Raw genomic sequence first — 23,792 nt, forward strand, 5'->3', positions numbered from 1 at the left:
TACTATCTATCTGATTGCTTTATGTTCTTTGATCACACGTAAGGTCTTCAGTTCAGCATCTTCTGGACCTTGAACAGGCAAACCAACTTCTAATGTTTTTTTGATATAGGTAAGGTTATCATCCGTAATAATTTCTCCTGGTGTGAAAATTGGAATACCAGGTGGATATACCATTATAAACTCCGCTATGATTCTACCTGCAGACTGCTCAAATGGTACGACCTCTGTTTCAGAATAAAAGGCATCACGAGGTGCAATTGCCAGTACTGGAATGTCAGGAAGCAATACCTTGGTCTCATTATCTGCATTTCCAGCTTGGTGTGTAAATTCAGAAGATAACTCACGTAGCGCTTGAATTAGGATGTCAGTTTCTGCTTCCGTATCCCCTGGTGTGATAATGCAGAGAATGTTATACAAGTCAGAGAGCTCAACTTCAATATTGTAGTTTTTACGAAGCCACTTTTCTACATCATAACCTGTTAGATTTAGATTTTTGACAGAGATGATTAGCTTAGTTGGATCATAATCAAATGTTGCTTTTCTACCGAGTATTTCAGAACCAACACAATATAGGTGTTCTATTTCATTAATCGCTTTTCTTGTTTTATCAGCAAGGTGGATTGTCTTCTCAATGAGCGCATGTCCCTCTGTTGCTAATCGTTTTCTTGCAACATCCAATGATGCAAGTAATAGATAGGAGGTAGAAGTTGTCGTTAACATGCTCAAGATGCTTTGTATTCTATTGACATTAACAAGCCCTTCTTTGACGTTTAGGATAGAGCTTTGTGTCATGGATCCACCAAGCTTGTGAACGCTAGTTGCTGCCATATCTGCACCAGCTTGCATGGCGGATAGCGGAAGTTCTTCATGAAAGTGAATATGAACTCCATGTGCTTCATCCACTAGGACAGGTACGTTAAACGAATGCGCAATCTCAACGATTTGACAAAGGTCTGCCGAAACTCCGAAATAAGTAGGATTGATAACAAGGACTCCTTTAGCATCCGGGTGTTGCTGAAGTGCTTTTTCTACAGCGTCTGTAGTAATGCCATGAGAGATTCCAAGCTCTTTATCTACTTCTGGGTGGATGAAAATAGGTACGGCCCCTGAAAACACAATAGCCGACATAACGGACTTATGAACGTTTCGCGGAACAATGATTTTTTCACCTGGTCCACAAACAGCCATTACCATGGTCATAATTGCTCCACTTGTACCCTGAACGGAAAAGAAGGTATGATCCGCTCCGAATGCTTTGGAGGCAAGTTCTTGTGCAGCTTTTATCATTCCTTTTGGATGGTGAAGATCATCAAGTGGTCCAATATTAATTAAATCTATTGAAAGAGCGTTGTCGCCAATAAAATTTCGGAATTCAGGATCAATACCTGCTCCTTTTTTATGGCCAGGAATATGAAATTGTACCGGGTTCTTCTCTGCGTGCTGAACGAGCCCTGAAAATAATGGAGTATCTTTTTGTGTATAGGTCAACTTACCTTTGCACCTCTTTACTTTTCTTAGATTCATCTATCTTAACGTATCTATTTTCATAGAACAAACTTAAACGTAAAACAAATGAAATTATAGCATTTATCTGTCAGGTTGCAAAGATTTTATTTTGGTTATTTTACTAAAAAAAACAGGATTTCTTAAATAGGAAAAGAAAAGTATTAAAATAGCATCAATTGAAACAACAGAGAGGATGAATACTTTTATGAATTGGGAAACTCGCGTGACAAAGTTGCTTGATATTAAGTATCCAATTATACAGGGGGGACTAGCATATCTTGCTTATGCTGACTTAGCTGCGGCTGTATCGAACGCAGGGGGACTCGGACAGATAACTGCTATGAGTCTAGAGTCGCCTGAGCAGTTAAGAGATGAAATACGAAAAACAAGGAAGCTAACAGATAAACCATTTGGAGTGAATTATGCCATCGGGCAGCATGGCAGGCCTTTTGAACATATGCTGGATGTTGCAATAGAAGAGAAGGTTCCGGTTATTTCGATGACAGGTGGTAATCCTGCTCCGATCTTTAATCGCTTAGAAGGGGTGTCGTGTAAGAAATTAGTGCTGGTTGCAGCAAAACGACAAGCACAAAAAGCAGAGGAATTAGGAGCAGATGCTGTAATGGTTGTAGGGCAAGAAGGGGGAGGACATCTTGGCAAGAACGATCTGGGCACGATGGTCCTTATCCCAAAAGTAGTGGATGCATTGTCTATTCCAGTTATCGCTTCAGGTGGGATAGGCGATGGGAGAGGATTAATGGCGTCGTTGTCACTTGGTGCAGAAGGGATTGAAATGGGCACAAGATTCATTGCAACAAAAGAATGCATACATGCACATCCCATCTATAAAGAGTTACTTGTAAAAGGGTCTGAAAGCGATACGGTGGTAATAAAAAGAAGTCTTGGTGCACCTGCAAGAGCAATTCATAATAAATGGACGGAACAGATTCTGCAATTGGAGAGAGAAGCTAAAGGATATGAAGATCTAAAAAGTTTTATTAGTGGGGTAGCCAATAAAAGGTTTATTTATGATGGCCAGACAGAGGAAGGCTTTGCTTGGGCTGGTCAAGTGATGGGATTGATTGATGATGTCCCGTCCGTTGAAAGCTTAATTTCAAGGATGATAAACGATGGAGAGAAAATAAGAAAGAACTGGGCAAACTAAAGCAGAAAAATGTTATACTGTATTTTTCATTATGACATGGAGGTGAAATGATGGAATTTACATATCCCATTTCTTATGATTGGTCAACGGAAGAGCTGATTGACGTGATGGCCTTTTATGAAGCGGTTGAGCATTCCTATACAAAGGGGATGGAGCGAGATCGCCTACTTGAATTATATCGCCGTTTTAAAGAAATTGTTCCAGGAAAAGCCCAAGAACGTAACCTTGGGAACGAGTACGAGGAATCAAGTGGCTTTTCGATCTATCAAACCATGAAAAAAGCAAAAGAACTTTCACCTGGAGATAAGGTCAAGATGACAAAATAATTCAAAACAGCTGGTGCCCGATTAAGAGGCGCCAGCTGTTTGTTTGGTTAAATTGTACAATTCTCTTAACGTTTGGAACGCTTCTTGTATCCTAGCAATGGTTTCATCCCCACTAAGCTTTATAGCTTCTTCTTTAGGAATTTGAATACCACATAAAATTTCCGCTTTTTTCACTTGAATAAGACGCTCAAAAAGCTCCTTATGCTGCTTTTCGGATAACTCACTTTGCTTGATTACTTCTGGCTTTGTGTGGTCTTTAGACCAAACATAATCCGTTGGTATTTCATCTCGAATTTTTTTTACCTCTTTTAACAGTGTTTCTCCAAATGAAGCCTTCAACGGTGCTTCGTATATGACAGCAAACCAAACGAATACATGAGTTTCCCAAAGACCGATTTGAAAATGTGGCAGCATTTTATACCCACGGGAGTTATTAGCAAAAGCAACCCAAGAATCCTTAGGAGGGTTTATTGTGCGGCGAGCATGTTTTGCAACATGGTAATGCATCTCATCTCCTGTCATCGCTGATAAGGTAGGAGAGAAATGCTCACCTAACAATTCGAATTTTGGTTGAATCTGTGATTGCAATGCTTCCATTCTTTTTTCTAAGCCATTTATGTTAAAAACCTCAAAATCCTTCTTTTTGAACCCATTGAATTTCCTTTTTGCCATTCTCATTCACTCCATCATTGATCTTTATTGTCTGGTTTATTTTAGCATAGCGATTCTTCTCTGCCAAAAGATTAATGGGATAAAAAACTATCTGTAGGTAACTGCACATTTTAGTTACCAACTTTATTTCTTTTCATATGATATAGCAACCATTTAAAAACGAATCTAAAGTTTATGGAAAGGAATATCATTTGAGGGAGGGAATGACATGAAACAAGTAGCGACTCCTTGGAAAAAGAGAAAAGAGGAAAATCATCGAGCGGTTCTAAAGCTAGAAATTGATTACGAGCTGGCAGTTCTTTTTGAAGCGATTCAAGAATCTGATCAGGAAAAAATCAAAAAATCCAAAGCCAAGTTGGAGCAATTACGCAAGGATATGCTAAGTCTAGAGGTTTCGTAGTGTTATACTACAAAACGGACCTAAAGAGGTTCGTTTTTCTATGTTCCCCTTTACTTGCTTTATCGGGCATGATTGAGTAAGCTAATACCTACATATCGACATTTATTCTACCATTACATTGTAAAAGGCAGGGGAAGTAGCTTGAATTGGTCTGAAATAGATAAGCACGCAAAAGCCTGGACAAAAGAAGCAGGTGAAAGAATAAGGTCCTCATTTAGTAAAGAACTCATGATACATACTAAGTCATCACCAGATGATCTTGTCACAGATATAGATCAAGATACTGAAAAATTTTTTATTGAAAAAATAAGAGGAACCTACCCTGAGCATCAAATTTTAGGGGAAGAGGGCTTTGGCGATGAATTGGATAAATTAGATGGGACTGTCTGGATTATTGATCCCATCGATGGAACGATGAATTTTGTACATCAGCAACGAAACTTTGCTATCTCGGTTGCCGTCTATGAAGATGGTGTGGGCAAAATCGGTTTAATTTATGATGTGGTCCATGACGAGCTTTATCATGCCAAAGCAGGGGAAGGAGCCTATTTAAACGACCTTCAACTTCCAAAGCTCGAGAAAGTACCTGTTGAAAAGGCAGTCATTGCTCTTAATGCCACTTGGATTACAGAAAATAAGCGAATTGACCCGACCATATTGTCACCATTGGTAAAAAAAGTGAGAGGTACAAGATCCTACGGGTCTGCGGCATTAGAGATGGCCTATGTCGCTACGGGCAGAATAGATGCCTACCTTACGCTCAGGTTGTCTCCTTGGGATTTTGCCGCTGGACTTATCATTGTGTCCGAATTAGGTGGGAAGGTAACGACCTTGCATGGTGAACCGTTGAACCTTTTAGGGCAGAACAGTGTGTTTGTGTGCAAACCGGGTTTACATGAAGAAATTTCAAGAGATTATTTATCAAAACTGAAAAAATAACTAAAAACCATGGAGCCATTTCGCTCCATGGTTTTAATTTTATAGCTGCCCGTTTTCACGCATTTTCTTTTTTGTTTTAAATCCAAAGCCCATTACTAACACAAATAGCACGAAAGCTCCAACGATACCAAGTGGGCTTCTTTCTGCGATTGCAATGCCGACTAAGCCAAGAGAAACCGCTGCCAAAATAGCAAAAATTAACATCGGCCATTTAATATCTTTCATATAAGATCAACTCCTTTGGGAACGCTAAAAACATATAACATATATTTTACATAAGTCCCTTCGTCTTTTCTACTATGTTTGTGGTATAATACTAAAGTTATTAAGTTGTATAATTAGGGAGATGAAATAGTGAACATCCGCAATGATATTCGTAACATCGCAATTATCGCTCACGTTGACCATGGAAAAACAACGTTAGTAGACAAATTGCTACATCAAGCTGGTACGTTTAGAACGAACGAGCAGGTAGCAGAACGTGCCATGGACTCCAATGATTTGGAAAGAGAACGTGGGATTACTATATTAGCAAAAAATACTGCTATTAATTATAAGGACACTCGTATTAACATCATGGATACGCCTGGTCACGCCGATTTTGGTGGAGAAGTAGAACGTATCATGAAAATGGTTGATGGAGTTCTCTTGGTCGTGGATGCCTATGAAGGGTGTATGCCACAAACACGTTTTGTTCTTAAAAAAGCATTAGAGCAAAACTTGACGCCAATTGTAGTCGTAAATAAAATTGACCGTGATTTTGCTCGTCCGACGGAAGTTGTTGATGAAGTAATCGATTTATTTATCGAATTAGATGCATCAGAGGAGCAATTAGAGTTCCCAGTTGTTTATGCATCTGCAATCAACGGTACTGCAAGCACAGACCCAGAAAAGCAAGACGAAAACATGGAAGCTATTTATGAGTCAATTATTGACCACATTCCAGCTCCAGTGGACAACAGTGCAGAGCCACTTCAGTTCCAGGTTGCTCTTTTAGATTACAACGACTACGTTGGACGTATTGGTGTAGGGCGTGTTTTCCGTGGAACAATGAAGGTTGGACAACAGGTTGCTTTAATGAAACTTGATGGCTCAGTGAAACAGTTCCGCGTAACGAAGCTGTTTGGCTTTATCGGTCTTAAACGTGTGGAAATTGAAGAGGCAAAAGCTGGAGACCTTGTTGCTGTTTCTGGAATGGAAGACATCAACGTAGGGGAAACAGTATGTCCAGTCGATCATCAAGATGCTCTGCCGGTACTCCGTATTGATGAGCCAACCCTTCAAATGACGTTCCTAGTGAACAACAGTCCATTTGCTGGTAAAGAAGGGAAGTTTGTGACTGCCCGTAAAATTGAAGAGCGTTTGGAAGCACAGCTTGAAACAGATGTAAGCTTACGTGTAGACCCAACAGATTCCCCGGATGCTTGGGTTGTATCTGGTCGTGGCGAGCTTCACTTATCCATTCTTATTGAAAACATGCGCCGAGAAGGCTTTGAACTGCAAGTATCCAAGCCAGAAGTAATTATTAAAGAGGTAAATGGAGTAAAATCTGAGCCTGTGGAGCGCGTACAAATTGATGTGCCAGAAGATTACACAGGAGCTATTATGGAATCCATCGGTGCCCGTAAAGGCGAAATGGTGGATATGATTAACAATGGTAATGGTCAGGTTCGTCTAATATTCATGGTTCCTTCTCGCGGGTTAATTGGGTATACGACAGAATTCCTATCTTTAACTCGTGGTTATGGAATTATCAACCACACTTTTGATAGCTACCAACCAATGGCACCAGGTCAGGTAGGTGGACGACGTCAGGGAGTGCTAGTTTCCATGGAAACAGGAAAAGCATCCACTTACGGAATTATGGGTATTGAAGACCGTGGCGTTATTTTTGTAGAGCCAGGCACTGAGGTATACGAAGGCATGATCGTTGGGGAGCATAACCGTGAAAATGATCTTGTTGTTAATGTGTGTAAAATGAAACAAGCGACAAATGTTCGCTCCGCTACCAAGGATCAAACTGTCAGCATGAAAAAGCCTCGTTTAATGACATTAGAGGAATCATTAGAATATCTGAATGACGATGAGTATTGTGAGATTACACCGCAATCCATTCGTCTTCGTAAGAAGCTTCTTGACAAAAACGAACGCGAACGTTTAGCGAAAAAGAAAAAATTTGCAGAGGCTTAATGAAAGTTTAATGTTATAAAAGTTGGAAGGCATGGACATTCGTCTGTGTCTTTCCTTCTAAAATTTTGTGAAAATGGGGGCTAGACAATGGATGTTACGCAAAGGCTATCTTTTTTTGCCAGTCTCTATCGTGTCGAGGAAAACCCTGAAGTAAATATGTGGTTTCTTTACTTTACCATTTTAGGTTTGTCCATCCTTGTATATAAGCTAGGATTTGCTTTGAAGCTACCAATTCTAAAATCAGCAGTCATCTACTTGTTCTTGATATTAGGAAGTACGGTATTGACCTTTCTAGGTATATTTTTACCTGTTGGTGAAGGCTTGGTGGTTGCAGCGTTAATCCTCATAATCTACAAAATTCGTCTGCATCGTTCTAAACAAGCCGAGAGCCAAGAAACCTAAAGGGGAGGCGTCTTGTATGAGATCCATTCAGGATACACTCTATAATTGGCTCACCATTAAAGTTGTTTCAGAAGCAAGGCCAGAGGATACATCAGCAAGGGAAACAACCGCCCTATTTAAGGGAATTCTTTATGAGGATCATCAGTTATCCAATATTGAAGTAACAAAAGATGATTTGATGTATTTTGTGGAATATGATAAAGATGGGGAGCGGCATAAAGTCAGGTTTCCGATAGAGTTAATTGATGTGATGCTGGAACAAATGCTCGATGAGCCAGAAAAATACCAAAACTATGAATAGAAAAGGATAGCCCTTTTTTAAGTGAGTCCACTTAAAAATTAGGCTATCCTTTTTGTTTATTACAGGCAGGAACTTTGTTGCACCTGCGTATAGTTAAGACACCCGTAATCAACGTTGCAGTCGTGCTGTTTTCGTGGAGGTAGTTTTAAACAAGCCACGCAGACGCGGAGCCATTTGCTTAAAATCAAGAGCGGTGTTTACCAAAGCTATTAAAAAAGATAAAGAAAGCGGGAAGTGCGATAGCGAATATAAGATGACCTATGGACCAAAGAGTTAACGCCAGTAAATCGGACGGAGGAGGTGTTGCTTTTTTTGCAAGAATGGTTAAAGGAAAAAAGGTGAGAATGGTTGGGAATGTTAGAATAAAAGAAAGAAGAAACTGTTTGTTAACAGAGTGGAGTTTTAATCTCTTTACAAGGTATCCAAAGACAAAACCAATGAAAACAGCAATGATAAGATGTAACAGAAACTCTGTTAGCTCGGAGAAGTTTTGAGTTTTTAAGCCAGGAATAAAATCTACATTTAATAAAAGCACATACACTTTTTTTCCTGAGATTACTTCAAAAAATTTCATCGACCATCCCATTAAAATTCCACTAAGACAACCTGAAATCAGACCGCTTTTTATCAATTTTACCACTCATCCTGATTCTGTTTTTGTTCATAAAGACGAAAGTTTCCTGTTGCTTTTCTAGCAAGCGTCTTTTTTTCAATTCTATCATGGCACTCGTCGCACATATATGTATGAATGGGACGGTTACGCAACCTTTTTGCAATTAATGTTTCATCATCTATACTTTCAATTTTTTCGCAAATAACACATTTAACTCTCATACGACACCTCTATTTTCTATTATTATAGAAGTAGTATAGCATAAAGGGGCTGTTTCTTCTTCTTTCATCTTTTGGTATGATAAAAAAAAGGCTGTTTCGTAAACTTTGTTGCTACTGCGAATAGCTAAGACAAACATAATCAACGATGATGTCGTGCTCTTTTCGAGGAAGAAGATTTAGTCATGTGACAATTTTTCTTCGGATAAAGATTGGAAAAAGCCTTAAAGCCGACTTTTTCCAAGTTAATCACAACAATCAATCTTTTAGAAAAGAGCCTAAAAAAATAAATGGTTAGAGAGATTATAGGAGGTATCACCAATGCCAAATCTTGTAGAAAATGTTCTGATACAGCCATTATTAGCCGCTCTTCAACAAGAGATTTTAGTGACGGTACATACAATTGATCATGATACAAGAGGACCTAATGTAAATGCAGTTTCATGGATTTATGCCTCAAATGAAAAAACACTCTTACTCGCAGTAAATTCTACCTCAAGAATAATGGAGAACATTCAATTTCATAAAAATGTGGTAATTACGGTCATAGCAAATAACTCTGTTTATTCCATCAACACTGTTGCGACTGTGAAGGAAGAACGAATGAAAGAGGTACCCCTACGACTTTCCCTCTTGCAGCTTGATATTCAAGAAGTAAGAGATATCATGTTTTATGGTGCGAAAGTCAGTAATGTTCCTACTTTTGAGAAGACCTACGACCTAGATGCAGCTAGGAAATTGGATGAGCAAGTGATGAATTCTATCCGCTCCCATGTTTAAAGCCAGACGAAAAATCGTCTGGCTTTTTGAATGTGTATAAGTTTAGTTTTGCTCCACTTTTTTGTTTCTGTCTTCATCTTTTTGATGATTGGACTGCTTTTGTTGTTTATTTTCTAGTTGTTGTTTTTGATTTTTTGGCAGTTGAGAATTATTTTGTTCAGTTGGATTTGGTGCAGTAGGTTCTTTCAAATCAATTGGAATTTCAGGCATCACTCTGCCTACAATTTCAGCTAGCTCTTCCAAAACTCCTCCAATTGGTCTTCCATTTTGAATATCTCTTCCCATTTCCTCGAGTCTAACAAATGAGTCTGCATCTGCTAAAATAATTGCTGTTGCACCGTATGGGTCATTCTTTAAACTTTCTGCCACCGAATATTTAATCGTGCTTACTCTTTCACGATCTAAATCGGAATTTACATCAATTCCAACGACGGCATAAGGACCAAGGACAACAGCTGTCGCATCATTAACATTAGGAACCCTAGATGCAAGCTCAACAAGATGAGCAGATACTTCTTGTCCTGTCTTTCGATCTACGTGAACATCAGCAGAATCCTTTACATGAATTATTCGTGAGTCCTCGTCTTCTTTTGAAATATTTCTCGGCTGATTATTGCAACCAGCCAGAATAATAACACAGGCTAGTGTCATGATTATATATTTACTCAACGCATTTCACTCCTTTTGGACTGATTCCAAATACATCTGACTTGATTTTATTGTTTATTTGTTCTTCTATCTTTATTCATTCCGACATATATTTTATCAACGGTCCGTCCCTCTTTTATGGTCAAGTAGTAACACACTATCTATATTGGGGCCATATAATGAGAAGGAGGATGCCTTGATTCACTCCAGAAAGAAAATAGAAGAGCTGAGAGTAGGAGGCGGCAAGTTGGGAAAAATTTATGTACTCGATACAAACGTTTTATTACAGGATCCATATGCTATCTATTCATTTGGTGACAATGAAGTAGTTATTCCAGCTGTGGTTTTGGAAGAAGTGGATTCGAAAAAACGATATATGGATGAAATAGGAAGGAACGCAAGGCAGGTATCAAAAATTATTGACTCTTTAAGATCAAGCGGAAAACTTCATGAAAAGATTCCGTTGCATAACGGTGGTGCTTTAAGGATAGAGCTAAATCACCGGAGCTTTCATGAGTTGCAGGAAATTTTTATAGAAAAGACAAATGATAATCGGATACTTGCAGTAGCCAAGAACCTCTCGCTTGAGGAAGAAACAAAAGAAAATGGTCGTTCTGTTATTCTTGTTAGTAAGGATGCGTTAGTTAGAGTGAAGGCCGATGCTATAGGGTTAAACTCAGAGGACTTTTTAAATGACAGGGTGGTTGAAGTCGACCATATATATAAGGGATTTTTGGAAATTTATGTACAAACTGACCTGCTTAATTCTTTCTACGAGAAAGGGGAGCTACAAGCAGGGGAGCTTGCGAGTCATCCATTTTATGCAAATCAATTTATTATCATGAAGGATGCTTTAGGTGGCTCCGCATCTGCCATTGGCATTATTGATTCGACAGGAAAAAAAGTGAAGAAACTCGTATTTGACCAGGATCATATTTGGGGCATACGTCCACGTAATGTACAACAAACAATGGCGTTTGAGTCGCTTCTCCGCTCTGATATTCCGCTAGTCACGCTGATCGGAAAAGCAGGGACCGGAAAAACCTTACTTGCATTAGCAGCCGGACTTATGCAGACCGAAGATTTAAATCGATATAAAAAACTGCTTGTCGCAAGGCCAATTGTACCAGTAGGAAAGGATATTGGCTTTTTACCTGGTGAAAAAGAAGAAAAGCTTCGTCCGTGGATGCAACCAATCTTTGACAATCTTGAATATCTTTTTAATACAAAGAAACCTGGAGAGCTGGATGCGATTTTAGCAGGGATGGGTTCCATAGAAGTAGAGGCATTAACGTATATTAGAGGGCGTAGCATACCTGAACAATTTATCATTATTGATGAGGCGCAAAACCTGACAAAACATGAAGTCAAAACCATTCTGACTCGGGTGGGCGACAGAAGCAAAATCGTGTTGATGGGAGACCCAGAACAGATTGATCATCCTTATCTTGATGAATACAACAATGGTTTAACCTATGTTGTGGAAAAGTTTAAAGATCAAAAGCTTGCAGCACATGTGAAGCTTGTTAAAGGAGAAAGATCCATGCTTGCCAAACTTGCAGCGGATCTTTTATAAAGGAACTAAAAAAAGAGGGTCGCATGGTATGGATGCGACCCTAGCTTTATCAAAAAATAACTATTATTTAACGACAATTTTATGAACATGTGTTAAAGGATGGTCTTTATTTGAACCATCTTCATAATAAACATGAACTGGTCCAGTTTCTAAAAGTGGTTTCCCATCTTTTGAAAAGCCAAGAATCATCTTTTGTGCTGTAGAGATATCGACTTCGATATTTTCGTGTTCCCCAACAAAAACAACCTTGGAGGACTCTGCTTGGGGTTCTGCATTAAACAAAAATGGACTAAGTTTAATCCCAAATGAACCTGATAATAACTGCTCCTTCTTAAATTTTCGTTCCGTCTTTAAGGTAGGTGGATAGATAGCACCTTCTCTAATTTCTCGTTCCCAATGTTCTGACACCGCTTTTGTGTATTCTTCTAATGTATCTGCTTCTGCCTGTTTTTTTTCGGTAAAATATGTAGTAAGATCTATTTTTCTGTCATCAAAAATCCAAACACCAGGATCTAACGTGATGGTGTAATTGACTTTACCTTCTATTCTAATGATGTTTTCCACAGCTGTCCCCTCCTATATAATGCTTTACGTTATTATATAACTTCTGTGTTTTTTTGTCATGTCCGTGGGGAATCTAAGTAACATGGTGATATTTTATAAATCCTCAGAGGAATTTTTGATAAAAAGGGTGTTATGTGATGGCATGCAGAAGCAGTGAAGAATTACAATCATTTGTAGAAGAAGCAAAACAGGTTTATTTTGAAGGAAAAGTAGCCAATTATATCCCTGCATTACAACGTGAAAGTCCAAATCATCTTTCATGTGCGATTGCCTATCCTGATGGACAATGTATTTCTGCTGGTGATGTTACAAGAAAATTTACTCTCCAAAGTGTATCGAAAATTATTACTTTGGCTATCGTTTTAATGGATTATGGACCTGAACATGTTTTCCATCGTGTTGGAATGGAACCGACTGGAGATCCATTTAATTCAATTATTAAACTCGAAACCTCTTCTAAGGCAAAACCTCTTAATCCGATGATTAATGCAGGAGCGCTAGCCGTAACATCGATGATTAAAGGTAGCAATGCTCAAGATAAAGTAGAATACATAATTGATTTTGTCAAAAAACTGACAAATGAAGACGAGATAAATTACTGTGAAGAGGTGGCAATTTCAGAATTTACGACCTCCTTTTTAAACAGGGCACTCTGCTTTTATATGAAGGGCGATGGCGTGATTCATGGCAATGTCGAGGAAATAATGGAAGTGTATACAAAGCAGTGCGCCATTGAGTTAAATTGCCTTCAGCTTGCACGCATGGGTGCTGTATTTGCAATGGACGGATTGAATCCATACACAGGGGAACAGGTCATCCCGAAAAATATCGCTAGAATATGTAAAACCTTTATGGTCACTTGCGGAATGTATAATGCATCTGGCGAATTTGCCATTAAAATTGGAATTCCTGCAAAAAGCGGAGTCTCAGGCGGAATTATGGGAGCCGTACCAGGAAGAATGGGTATTGGTATTTTCGGACCTGCCTTAAATGAAGTAGGAAACAGTCATACAGGTATGAAATTATTGGAATTACTACAGGAAAAGTATGATTTAAGCATGTTTTAGTTTTGAAAAGGCTTATCTATCTTGCATTTTTTTTAATTTAACGATAAAATTTATTATTAAGATAGGTATTTGTACGTAAACGGAGGGATCGATATTGGCATCAGAAATCGTGGTCGATCATCGTGAAAAAGCTATTTCGCTTTTAAAAGCCGATTCAGATAAAATATTGAAGTTGATTCAAGTGCAAATGGACAACTTGACCATGCCCCAATGCCCTTTATATGAAGAGGTGCTAGATACACAAATGTTCGGATTATCCCGGGAGATGGACTTTGCCGTCCGACTCGGTCTTATATCTGAAAAAGAAGGAAAGGACATCCTATCCACCTTGGAAAAGGAACTTTCTGCTTTATATGAAGCTTGGGAAAAAAATTAATAGTAAAAACGCTCAATCGGGTAAAATACTGATTGAGCGTTTTTATTAACCTAATAATATCTTGATAGTGTCGATTGCGCGTAGGATCTACTGCGGTTTTTTAGTAAGATTTTGACTAATCTACACTACTCTTATATGAAAAAGAGGAAAATTATCGCAATATCATGTATAATGGCAAATATAATTGAAAAAATATTCTAAACTTTTCCAAAAGAGAAGTAGCTACTAGGGGGAGACAAAATGACGAAGAAAATCAGTAAAATACTTGTAGCCAATCGTGGCGAGATTGCAATTCGTGTTTTTCGAGCTTGTACAGAATTAAACATTCGAACGGTTGCTATTTACTCCAATGAAGATATTGGTTCCTTTCATCGCTACAAAGCAGATGAAGCATATCTAGTAGGAGAAGGGAAGAAGCCAATTGATGCCTATCTTGATATAGATGGAATCATTGAAATTGCAAAAAAGAATGGTGTCGATGCAATTCATCCAGGATATGGTTTCTTGTCCGAAAACATTCATTTTGCGAAAAAATGTGAAGAAGAGGGTATTATTTTTATTGGACCTACTTCTAAACATTTGGACATGTTCGGTGACAAAGTAAAAGCAAGAACGCAAGCTCAACTTGCAAACATACCTGTTATACCAGGAACAGATGGTCCTGTACATTCACTTGATGAAGTGATGGATTTCGCTTCTACATATGGCTACCCGCTCATGATTAAAGCGGCTCTTGGCGGTGGCGGACGCGGAATGAGAATTGTGCGTAGTAAATCAGAGCTTAAAGAATCATTTGAACGCGCGAAATCAGAAGCAAAGGCTGCCTTTGGTAATGATGATGTGTATGTGGAAAAATTAATTGAGAATCCAAAACATATTGAGGTACAAATTATTGGTGATGAGCATGGAGAAATCATCCACCTATATGAACGCGACTGTTCTATTCAACGACGCCATCAAAAAGTGGTGGAAATTGCACCAAGTGTTTCCCTTTCTGAAGAATTAAGAAACTCCATTTGTGATGCAGCGGTTTCATTGATGAAAAACGTAGACTATATTAATGCTGGAACTGTGGAATTTCTCGTAGCTGGAGACGAGTTCTTTTTTATTGAAGTAAATCCTCGTGTGCAGGTAGAGCATACAATCACCGAAATGGTGACTGGTGTGGACATTGTCCAAACTCAAATCTTAATTGCAGAAGGACATGCCCTGCATAGCAACAAGCTTGGAATTCCGAAGCAAGAAGATATTAAAGTGAATGGGTTTGCCATTCAGTCTCGTGTGACAACAGAAGATCCGCTAAATGGCTTTATGCCTGACACTGGAAAAATCAATGTGTATCGTTCCGGTGGCGGTTTTGGGGTTCGCCTGGATGCCGGAAATGGATTTCAGGGAGCGGTTATCACCCCATATTATGATTCGCTTTTAGTAAAGCTTTCCACTTGGGCGCTCACCTTTGAACAGGCTGCGACGAAAATGGAAAGAAACTTAAAGGAATTTCGAATCCGTGGGATTAAAACAAACATTCCTTTCTTGGAAAATGTAGTGAAACATCCGAAATTTATGAACGGGGAATATGATACGTCCTTTATTGACACAACACCTGAGCTATTTGTGTTTCCAAAAAGAAAAGACCGTGGAACGAAGATGCTTAGCTATATTGGTAATGTAACAGTCAATGGTTTTCCAGGTGTAGAAAAAAGGAAAAAGCCTATTTTCACCAATCCAAGAATGCCAGATACCTCACTAATCACAAAAGTACCAGAAGGAACAAAGCAAATACTCGACCAACGTGGAGCAGATGGACTAGTACACTGGGTAAAGGATCAGAATAAGGTCCTTTTAACGGATACTACATTCAGAGACGCACACCAATCTTTACTAGCAACAAGAGTACGTACAAACGATTTAAAACAAATTGCGGAACCAACAGCTAAATTGCTCCCGAATTTATTTTCTATGGAAATGTGGGGAGGGGCTACCTTTGATGTGGCGTACCGATTTTTAAGTGAAAATCCATGGGACAGATTATTGGCACTAAGAGAGAAGGCACCGAACATTTTGTTCCAAATGCTACTTCGTGCATCCAATGCAGTTGGTTACAAAAATTATCCTGACAACTTAATTAAAGAGTTTGTTGAGAAATCTGCTCATGCTGGTATAGATGTGTTCAGAATCTTCGACAGCTTGAACTGGGTGAAGGGGATGACGCTTGCCATCGACGCTGTTCGTGATAGTGGAAAGCTTGCAGAAGCAGCGATCTGTTATACAGGTGACATCAACGATCCAAGCAGAACGAAATATGACCTTCAATATTATCAAGACATGGCGAAGGAGCTTGAGAATAGCGGAGCACATATTTTAGCAATTAAGGACATGGCAGGTTTGCTAAAGCCTCAATCCGCTTATAGACTAATTTCTACGCTTAAGGAGACGGTGGATATTCCAATCCATCTTCATACCCATGATACAAGTGGAAACGGAATCTATATGTATGCAAAGGCGATTGAAGCTGGCGTTGATATTGTAGATGTTGCTATAAGCTCCATGGCAGGATTAACTTCCCAGCCAAGTGCTAATTCTCTATACTATGCACTTGAGGAAATGGACCGTAAACCGGATGTTTCCGTTGATGCACTAGAACAGTTATCTCATTATTGGGAGGATGTACGGAAATATTACAGCGACTTCGAAAGTGGGATGAATAGTCCTCACTCTGAGGTTTATATGCATGAAATGCCTGGAGGACAATATAGCAACCTGCAGCAGCAAGCAAAAGCTGTTGGTCTGGGTGCTCGCTGGGAAGAAGTAAAACAAATGTACCGTCGCGTAAATGATATGTTTGGTGACATTGTTAAAGTAACGCCTTCTTCAAAAGTGGTTGGAGATATGGCATTGTTCATGGTACAAAATAACCTGTCTGAACAGGATGTACTTGAGAAAGGTGACTCCATCGATTTTCCGGATTCTGTTATCGAATTGTTTGAAGGATTCTTAGGTCAACCACATGGCGGGTTCCCACAAGAGCTTCAAAGGGTCATTTTGAAGGGGAAAACACCTATTACGGTCCGCCCTGGCGAGTTGTTGGATGATGTTAATTTTGAAGCGGTGAGAAATGAGCTATATGAAACGTTAAACCGTCAAGTAACAAGCCACGAAATGCTAGCTTATGCCTTATATCCAAAAGTGTTTTTGGATTTCCAAAAGAAATATGAACAATTTGGAAATGTTTCTGTTCTAGATACGCCAACATTTTTCTTTGGAATGAGACTTGGGGAAGAAATTCAAGTGGAGATTGAACAAGGAAAAACGTTAAATGTAAAACTGGTATCCATTGGACAGCCTCAAAAAGATGGAACAAGAATCGTGTATTTTGAACTTAATGGACAGCCTCGAGAAGTGACCATTAAGGATGAAAGTGTGAAATCTGATGTATTAACCAAGCCAAAAACAGACCCATCCAACCCATCCCACATTGGTGCTACAATGCCAGGAACCGTCATTAAGGTTTTAGTGGAGAAGGGAGAAAAAGTAAAACGAGGGGATCATTTGATGATCACAGAAGCAATGAAAATGGAAACCACCGTTCAGGCACCATTCAGTGGTACGGTGAAAGAAATTCATGCTTCAGCAGGTGAGGGAATAGCAACAGGCGATCTTCTAATTGAAGTAGAGCAAGTATAGCATCGAGCAATAATAAAAGGCTGCTTTCGTAAACTTTGTTGCTACTGCGCCGATTTATTTCAGGCTAATAGCAACAATCTTTTAGAAAAGAGCTAAAAAAAAGAGAGGGGAGTGTCCCCTCTCTTTTTATATGGATGATGAAGTTTGTTTATCTACCTTTAATCTATTTGTCTTATTTCTACTAACTAGCATTAGCAAATAACTTAACACTCCAAACAAACAAGAAATAATGAGTGCGTGAAGTAGAGCAACAAATATGTTCAAGTTGGTAACAACTATCAATGCCCCGGTTGTTGCTTGGGAAACCACTAGTATGGAAGAAACAATCCAGCCATTAAGAATGACAGGCTGATGTTTATATTTTTTAAATGCAAGAATTGTAACATAAAGAATCCAAATCACGATTAAGCCAGCAGCTGCCCTGTGTCCCATTTGTATCCATTCATGCGTTTGTGTTGGTAGCCCGAGTCCATTCCTTGTACAGCTTGGCCAACTTGGACAAGCTAAGCTTGCTCCAACATGGCGTACTAGTGCGCCGCTGTATACAACTAAGTAACAATAAACAATGATTCCAATGATATGAAAGCTCATTCGTCGGTCAACTATTAATTGCTCCGTTTCAAACTTTTTGTCTACTTCAAAAATGAGAAGTGTAAGAAGAAATACAGAAGCAAAGGAGACAAGTGATATTCCAAAATGCAATGCCAATACTGCAGATGATTGTCCCCACATTACAGCAGCTGCACCGATAAGCCCTTGTAATATAAGAACAAGAATGGAAACAAGCGCTAAAAACTTCGTCTCTCTTTTATGCCCGATTGCTTTCCAAGCCCATATTGCCAGTATCAACACCATGATTCCTGCTAGGGATGATACAATGCGGTGACTTAATTCAATAATGAGAGCAAGATCAATATTGCTTGGGATCAATTGTCCGTGACAAAGAGGCCAGGATCTACCGCAGCCCATGCCAGAACCAGTTTTTGTTACAAGTGCTCCCCCGATTAAAACAAATAGCATGATAATAGAAGTGCAAACGGCGAACCATTTTAATAATTTGTTCATAAGATTCACCTTCTTGATATTTTTTTTCTCCCTTATAGGAAAGGCTATGTTAGATAGAAATTCTTTAAAAAATAACGAAGCCATATTAAAAAAGGTACAGAAATGGTAAAATAATAAACGTCCTCCCAATACTACACAATCCTACGAAAATTGACAACAACCTACAATGTGTGTGATGCAGGAAATTATTATTGTAAAAAAGGTTGAATAATGGGATGGAGTTTGCTAGAAATATATAAGGGATGTGTCAAAGATGCTCTTAAGAATGTATAAGAGCAACAACAAATCCTATTATATACCGTTTTATTAAGGGTTGGTAACATTCTTAACAGGTGACACAAATTAGTCATATTTTCTTCAAATATAATTCACAAAGAAATTAGCAAATATGATTTAATATACAGAGAGAATGTTGCGAATGTCCCCTGTAATTTCAATGCTTTTTCCATGAAATTCAGGTGTGAAAACGCCTTCACATTATAGCTGTTGCAATAGGTTTAAAGGAGGAATTCAAATGGCAAATTTGAGGACAATGGACCAAGCGCCCGCTTCAATATCCAATGATGAACGTCCTCAAGGAATAGAAGTTGCTCCTTCAAAATGGAAAGACTTCTTAGCGCTAATTAAAATTGGAATCGTTAATTCCAATTTTATTACTACTTTTACCGGCCTCTGGTTAGCCATATATTTCACCCGTCCTGAAGGGTTTATTGCTAATTTAGATATTGTTCTATTAACGATGATAGGTTCTTCATTAGTTGTTGCAGGCTCCTGTAGCTTGAATAACTATATAGATAGAGATATCGATCATTTAATGACACGAACAAAAAACCGTCCGACTGTTACCGGTAGAATGAATCCGGTAGGCGCATTATACCTTGGCATTATCTTAACAATCGTCGGTACCATCGTACTGGCAATGACAACAATAACTGCTGCAGTAATTGGATTAATTGGTGCTTTCACCTATGTGGTTTTATATACAATGTGGTCAAAAAGAAAAAACACCTTAAATACTGTTATTGGAAGCATTTCAGGTGCCGTACCTCCATTGATTGGTTGGGCAGCGGTAGATGCTAATCTTTCATTAATAGCATGGATTCTTTTTCTTATTATGTTTGTTTGGCAAATTCCTCATTTCCTTGCCATTGCCATAAGAAGATGTGAAGAATATCGAAATGCAGGGATACCTATGCTTCCAGTAGTGCATGGCTTTGCTGTGACAAGAAGACAAATGCTTGTATGGGTAGCATGTTTACTTCCTCTTCCTTTTTGGTTGTTTGATCTAGGTGGGGTTTTCATCTTTCTTGCCATGATATTGAATGTTGGTTGGTTGGCTCTAAGCATAGCTGGCTTTAAAATGAAGGATGAAATGAAATGGGCGACATTGATGTTCGTTTACTCACTTAACTATCTCACCATCCTTTTTGTTTCCATGATTGTCGTAACCATCTTTTAAAATAGGAAGAACAGCTATTGCTTTCAAAGCATAGCTGTTAATTTTCCTGAATTTAAAGGGTGAAAGTATTAAACCTGTGGTATAGTAAACAATGGGTGCAAAAAACCACTGTACTTTGCGGATTAATCTCTATTTGCAATGGTACATAATTTTATGATTAGATTCTTTCTCTAAGAAATGAAGGAATTTATCAATACATTCTACTTCACTTACTAAATACGAAAGAGGGGTTTGATTAGGCTATGAAGAAATGGCTACCTAATTGGCGTATATTATCACTTTTCAGTGTCATGACGCTTTTCTTAGCAGGCTGTGGTGAACCGTTTATATCTACACTTAAGCCAGTTGGTGAAGTGGCAGATATTCAAAAATCACTGATTCTGTTAAGCTCCGCAATTATGATCTTAGTTGTAGTTGTGGTTTCAATCATCTTCATTTATGTTGTGGTAAAGTTCCGTCAACGTAAAGGCGAAGAAGATATCATTCCAAAACAGGTGGAAGGAAGCCACAAGCTTGAAATTACCTGGACTGTTATTCCTATTTTATTATTACTTATCTTAGCAGTTCCAACTGTTTCTTACACATTCCAGCTTGCAGATGTAGCTGAAATGGAAAAAGAAGAATCAGATGCGCTTGTAGTAAATGTTACGGCACATCTGTACTGGTGGGAGTTTGAATACCCACAACTTGGCATTACAACAGGTCAGGATCTTTATGTACCTACCGATGAAAACATTTATTTTAGTCTAGAAGCAAGCCAAGTTAAACACTCCTTCTGGATTCCTTCTGCAGGAGGAAAGATGGATACCAACACTGACAACACAAACCGTTTTTGGTTAAACTTTGATTCCAAACGTGTTGGACAAGCAAAGAATCTTTTCCATGGAAAATGTGCGGAACTATGCGGACCTTCCCACGGTTTGATGGATTTCAAGGTAAAAACATTGCCTCGTGATGAGTTCGATCAATGGGTTGAAAACATGAAAGCAAAAGAGCATAAAGCTGATACAGACCTTGCTCAAGCTGGGGAAGAAATTTTCAATGAAAGCTGTATCACCTGTCATGCTGTTGGTGCTGATAGCCAAGGCGATTCAGGCGTGGGACCAAACTTAACAAACTTTGGTGACCGACAAATGATTGCTGGCGTTCTAGAGCATAATCCAGAAGAGCTGGAAAGATGGCTAAAAGAGCCAGATGAAGTGAAGCCTGGTAACTTGATGTCTGGAAAATACGGTAATTTAGATCAAGAGGAAATTGACGCTCTTGTTGAATACTTAATGTCCTTAAAAGTGGACGAAGAATAGATTCTATCGAAAGGGAGGTTACATTGTGAGTACGTTAGCACAGAAAAAAGGCTTTGGTGCAACAGTATGGGATTACCTTACAACGGTTGACCATAAGAAGATTGCCATCCTTTACCTTATGGCCGGCGGATTCTTCTTTATCGTCGGTGGCTTGGAAGCGATGTTTATTCGTATCCAATTAGCTATTCCTAACAATGATTTTTTAGCTGCAGGGCTTTATAATGAAATCCTGACCATGCACGGTACAACGATGATATTCCTGGCAGCAATGCCTTTGTTATTTGCATTTATGAATGCGGCTGTTCCACTGCAAATTGGTGCACGTGACGTAGCTTTTCCATTTATTAATGCACTAGGATTCTGGTTATTCTTCTTTGGAGGAATCTTCCTTAACTTAAGTTGGTTTATTGGTGTAGACGGACCTGGAGCGCCTGATGCTGGATGGACATCTTACGCATCACTTTCTTTGGCATCTAGTGGGTCTGGTATTGACTTTTATGCATTAGGTCTTCAGATTTCCGGTATTGGTACGTTAATTGGGGGTATTAACTTCCTTGTTACGATTATCAACATGCGTGCACCTGGTATGACTTACATGCGTATGCCATTATTTACTTGGTCTACTTTTGTAGCATCTGCATTAATTCTTTTCGCTTTCCCTCCATTAACTGTTGGGTTGGCACTTATGATGTTTGACCGCTTATTTGGAACTGCCTTCTTTGATCCGAATCTTGGTGGTAACACCGTTATATGGGAGCACTTATTCTGGATTTTCGGACATCCTGAAGTTTACATTTTGATCCTACCTGCATTTGGTATTTTCTCTGATGTATTCTCTACATTCTCGAAAAAGCGTCTGTTCGGATACTCTTCCATGGTATTCGCGACAGTTCTTATTGGATTCTTAGGATTCATGGTATGGGCTCACCACATGTTCACAACGGGTCTTGGACCAATTGCGAATGCGATCTTTGCAGTTGCGACGATGGCAATTGCGGTACCAACAGGTATTAAAATCTTTAACTGGATGTTCACCATGTGGGGCGGACAGTTACAAATCAACACGGCAATGCTTTGGTCTATTGCCTTTATTCCAAGTTTCGTACTTGGTGGAGTAACAGGGGTAATGCTAGCATCAGCAGCAGCTGACTATCAATACCATGACTCTTACTTTGTAGTAGCTCACTTCCACTACGTTATTGTTGGTGGGGTAGTGTTTGGTCTATTCGCAGGTCTACACTACTGGTGGCCAAAAATATTTGGAAAAATCTTGGACGAAACTCTTGGGAAGATTACGTTCTGGTTGTTCTTCATTGGTTTCCATTTAACGTTCTTCATTCAGCACTTCTTAGGTTTAATGGGGATGCCTCGTCGTGTATTCACATTCCAAAGGGATTTAGGATGGGATTTGGCAAACTTAATCAGTTCTATTGGTGCAATTTTCATGGCACTTGCAACAGTAGTTTTAGCAATTAACATCGTAAAAACATTCTTAAGCAAGCAGACGGTTGCAGGAGATGCTTGGGGACATGGTCGTACTTTAGAATGGTCCATTCCTTCTCCACCACCAGAGCACAACTTCACACAAACGCCACTTGTACGTGGACTTGATCCATTATGGGTGGAAAAAATGGAAGGCAAGAAAGGCATGACGCCTGCAGAGCCTATTGGGGATATTCATATGCCTAACGGTTCCATTATTCCATTTGTTATCTCATTTGGACTATTCATTGCAGCATTTGGTATCTTGTTTAAGAACGCATTTGCGTGGGGTATTCCAGTAATGATTATTGGATTACTTGTTACATTAAGTGGAATGTTCTTCCGTTCTATTATTGATGATCATGGATATCATATTCATAAAGAAGATCTTCTTAAAGAAGATGATGACAAGGGGGCGAAGCTATAATGCATACAGAAGAAAAATTCACAGCAGAAACTTTTCCAGCTTCGCCTGAAAAGGCTACCCTTGAAGGAAAAAATAAATTCTTAGGCTTCTGGCTTTTCCTAGGCGGAGAGACTGTCCTATTTGCTTCACTTTTTGCAACATATTTAGCTTTAAGTGGTCCCGACTCTATTGTAGCAGGACCGGAAAAGAAAGATTTGTTTGACCTTGGACTTGTTTTTGCTGCCACGATGATTCTTTTAACAAGTTCTCTTACAAGTGTGTACGCAATGTACCACATGAAAAACTTTAACTTCAAAAAGATGCAGTTATGGTTAGCAATCACTTGGTTATTAGGATTATCCTTCCTAGGCCTTGAGATTTATGAGTTCAATCATTATATACATTTAGGACACACAATTACTAGTAGTGCATTTGGATCTGCATTCTATGTACTTGTCGGTACTCACGGTGCCCACGTTCTTTTTGGACTATTATGGATTGGAACATTGCTTATCCGAAACATGAATCGTGGATTGGATCTATACAATGCACCTAAGTTCTATGTAGCTTCTCTTTACTGGCACTTTATCGACGTTGTATGGTTATTCATCTTTACTGTCGTATATTTAATGGGGATGGTGTGATGACT

General features: G+C 39.0%; 24 protein-coding genes. 16 read left to right on the forward strand and 8 right to left on the reverse strand.

Going from position 1 to position 23,792, the window contains the following annotated elements; all coding sequences use genetic code 11:
- Positions 1–6: 6 nt before the first annotated feature.
- A complete protein-coding gene (locus FIU87_RS08370; RefSeq protein WP_253905541.1) occupies positions 7–1,488 on the reverse strand; it encodes an aminotransferase class I/II-fold pyridoxal phosphate-dependent enzyme in 1,482 nt (493 codons plus the stop codon).
- Between the two features lie 223 nt (positions 1,489–1,711).
- Between FIU87_RS08370 and FIU87_RS08375 the strand changes: the two genes are divergently transcribed.
- Together FIU87_RS08375 and FIU87_RS08380 are read left to right on the forward strand one after the other, a co-directional pair.
- Complete coding sequence (locus FIU87_RS08375; RefSeq protein WP_152444167.1) at positions 1,712–2,671, forward strand: NAD(P)H-dependent flavin oxidoreductase; 960 nt, start codon at positions 1,712–1,714, stop codon at positions 2,669–2,671.
- Positions 2,672–2,721: 50 nt separating this feature from the next.
- Positions 2,722–2,997 carry a UPF0223 family protein gene (locus FIU87_RS08380; protein ID WP_152446476.1) on the forward strand — a complete coding sequence of 92 codons (276 nt, stop codon included), beginning with the start codon at positions 2,722–2,724 and terminating at the stop codon, positions 2,995–2,997.
- Between the two features lie 21 nt (positions 2,998–3,018).
- On the opposite strand, the gene FIU87_RS08385 is transcribed toward FIU87_RS08380, so the two are convergent.
- Positions 3,019–3,669 (reverse strand): YktB family protein, encoded by a 651-nt coding sequence (locus FIU87_RS08385; protein ID WP_152444168.1) that lies wholly within the window; start codon positions 3,667–3,669, stop codon positions 3,019–3,021.
- A 208-nt stretch (positions 3,670–3,877) separates the two neighbouring features.
- Between FIU87_RS08385 and FIU87_RS08390 the strand changes: the two genes are divergently transcribed.
- Positions 3,878–4,069, forward strand: coding sequence for a hypothetical protein (locus FIU87_RS08390; RefSeq protein ID WP_152444169.1), 192 nt, complete (start codon positions 3,878–3,880; stop codon positions 4,067–4,069).
- A gap of 141 nt (positions 4,070–4,210) precedes the next feature.
- Positions 4,211–5,008: an inositol monophosphatase family protein gene (locus FIU87_RS08395; RefSeq protein WP_152444170.1), complete on the forward strand. Its 798-nt coding sequence runs from the start codon at positions 4,211–4,213 to the stop codon at positions 5,006–5,008.
- Between the two features lie 39 nt (positions 5,009–5,047).
- Here FIU87_RS08395 and FIU87_RS08400 read toward each other — a convergent pair whose 3' ends face one another.
- Positions 5,048–5,233 (reverse strand): YlaF family protein, encoded by a 186-nt coding sequence (locus FIU87_RS08400; RefSeq protein ID WP_152444171.1) that lies wholly within the window; start codon positions 5,231–5,233, stop codon positions 5,048–5,050.
- Positions 5,234–5,362: 129 nt separating this feature from the next.
- On the opposite strand from FIU87_RS08400, the gene typA reads away from it, so the two are divergent.
- The 3 genes from typA (at position 5,363) to FIU87_RS08415 (ending at position 7,901) form a co-directional block, all read left to right on the forward strand.
- Positions 5,363–7,198, forward strand: coding sequence for a translational GTPase TypA (gene typA, locus FIU87_RS08405; protein ID WP_152444172.1), 1,836 nt, complete (start codon positions 5,363–5,365; stop codon positions 7,196–7,198).
- Positions 7,199–7,285: 87 nt separating this feature from the next.
- Entirely contained in the window at positions 7,286–7,600 is a 315-nt protein-coding gene (locus FIU87_RS08410) for a YlaH-like family protein (protein WP_152444173.1), read from the forward strand.
- Between the two features lie 16 nt (positions 7,601–7,616).
- Positions 7,617–7,901, forward strand: a complete 285-nt coding sequence (locus tag FIU87_RS08415; protein WP_152444174.1) for a hypothetical protein — start codon at positions 7,617–7,619, stop codon at positions 7,899–7,901.
- 184 nt (positions 7,902–8,085) lie between these two features.
- On the opposite strand, the gene FIU87_RS08420 is transcribed toward FIU87_RS08415, so the two are convergent.
- The gene (locus FIU87_RS08420) at positions 8,086–8,532 is read right to left on the reverse strand and encodes a hypothetical protein (RefSeq protein ID WP_152444175.1); all 447 of its coding nucleotides are present in this window, start codon (positions 8,530–8,532) and stop codon (positions 8,086–8,088) included.
- Positions 8,533–8,534: 2 nt separating this feature from the next.
- Complete coding sequence (locus FIU87_RS08425; protein WP_152444176.1) at positions 8,535–8,735, reverse strand: YlaI family protein; 201 nt, start codon at positions 8,733–8,735, stop codon at positions 8,535–8,537.
- 318 nt (positions 8,736–9,053) lie between these two features.
- Here FIU87_RS08425 and FIU87_RS08430 point away from each other — a divergent pair, with 318 nt between their 5' ends.
- Positions 9,054–9,512 (forward strand): PNPOx family protein, encoded by a 459-nt coding sequence (locus FIU87_RS08430; protein WP_152444177.1) that lies wholly within the window; start codon positions 9,054–9,056, stop codon positions 9,510–9,512.
- 42 nt (positions 9,513–9,554) lie between these two features.
- On the opposite strand, the gene FIU87_RS08435 is transcribed toward FIU87_RS08430, so the two are convergent.
- A complete protein-coding gene (locus FIU87_RS08435) occupies positions 9,555–10,181 on the reverse strand; it encodes a YhcN/YlaJ family sporulation lipoprotein (RefSeq protein WP_152444178.1) in 627 nt (208 codons plus the stop codon).
- 226 nt (positions 10,182–10,407) lie between these two features.
- On the opposite strand from FIU87_RS08435, the gene FIU87_RS08440 reads away from it, so the two are divergent.
- Positions 10,408–11,736 carry a PhoH family protein gene (locus FIU87_RS08440; protein ID WP_152444179.1) on the forward strand — a complete coding sequence of 443 codons (1,329 nt, stop codon included), beginning with the start codon at positions 10,408–10,410 and terminating at the stop codon, positions 11,734–11,736.
- Positions 11,737–11,799: 63 nt separating this feature from the next.
- Here FIU87_RS08440 and FIU87_RS08445 read toward each other — a convergent pair whose 3' ends face one another.
- Positions 11,800–12,300, reverse strand: a complete 501-nt coding sequence (locus FIU87_RS08445) for a peptidyl-prolyl cis-trans isomerase (protein WP_152444180.1) — start codon at positions 12,298–12,300, stop codon at positions 11,800–11,802.
- Positions 12,301–12,437: 137 nt separating this feature from the next.
- Here FIU87_RS08445 and glsA point away from each other — a divergent pair, with 137 nt between their 5' ends.
- The 3 genes from glsA (at position 12,438) to pyc (ending at position 17,427) form a co-directional block, all read left to right on the forward strand.
- Positions 12,438–13,367, forward strand: a complete 930-nt coding sequence (glsA, locus tag FIU87_RS08450) for a glutaminase A (RefSeq protein WP_152444181.1) — start codon at positions 12,438–12,440, stop codon at positions 13,365–13,367.
- A gap of 94 nt (positions 13,368–13,461) precedes the next feature.
- Positions 13,462–13,743: an Fpa/YlaN family protein gene (locus FIU87_RS08455; RefSeq protein WP_152444182.1), complete on the forward strand. Its 282-nt coding sequence runs from the start codon at positions 13,462–13,464 to the stop codon at positions 13,741–13,743.
- Between the two features lie 240 nt (positions 13,744–13,983).
- On the forward strand, positions 13,984–17,427 hold the full coding sequence (gene pyc / locus FIU87_RS08460) for a pyruvate carboxylase (protein ID WP_152444183.1): 3,444 nt from the start codon (positions 13,984–13,986) through the stop codon (positions 17,425–17,427).
- 126 nt (positions 17,428–17,553) lie between these two features.
- Here the strand turns inward: pyc and FIU87_RS08465 are convergent, their stop codons facing one another.
- Complete coding sequence (locus tag FIU87_RS08465) at positions 17,554–18,492, reverse strand: COX15/CtaA family protein (protein WP_152444184.1); 939 nt, start codon at positions 18,490–18,492, stop codon at positions 17,554–17,556.
- A 514-nt stretch (positions 18,493–19,006) separates the two neighbouring features.
- On the opposite strand from FIU87_RS08465, the gene cyoE reads away from it, so the two are divergent.
- The 4 genes from cyoE (at position 19,007) to FIU87_RS08485 (ending at position 23,787) form a co-directional block, all read left to right on the forward strand.
- Positions 19,007–19,951 (forward strand): heme o synthase, encoded by a 945-nt coding sequence (cyoE, locus tag FIU87_RS08470; protein WP_253905542.1) that lies wholly within the window; start codon positions 19,007–19,009, stop codon positions 19,949–19,951.
- A 242-nt stretch (positions 19,952–20,193) separates the two neighbouring features.
- Complete coding sequence (gene coxB, locus FIU87_RS08475) at positions 20,194–21,255, forward strand: cytochrome c oxidase subunit II (RefSeq protein WP_152444185.1); 1,062 nt, start codon at positions 20,194–20,196, stop codon at positions 21,253–21,255.
- A gap of 22 nt (positions 21,256–21,277) precedes the next feature.
- The gene (gene ctaD, locus FIU87_RS08480; RefSeq protein WP_172971157.1) at positions 21,278–23,164 is read left to right on the forward strand and encodes a cytochrome c oxidase subunit I; all 1,887 of its coding nucleotides are present in this window, start codon (positions 21,278–21,280) and stop codon (positions 23,162–23,164) included.
- A complete protein-coding gene (locus FIU87_RS08485; RefSeq protein WP_152444187.1) occupies positions 23,164–23,787 on the forward strand; it encodes a cytochrome (ubi)quinol oxidase subunit III in 624 nt (207 codons plus the stop codon). Before ctaD ends, FIU87_RS08485 begins: the two co-directional genes overlap by 1 nt.
- Positions 23,788–23,792: the final 5 nt, after the last annotated feature.

It is taken from the genome of Bacillus sp. THAF10, assembly GCF_009363695.1.
Lineage (GTDB): Bacteria > Bacillota > Bacilli > Bacillales > Bacillaceae_I > Sutcliffiella_A.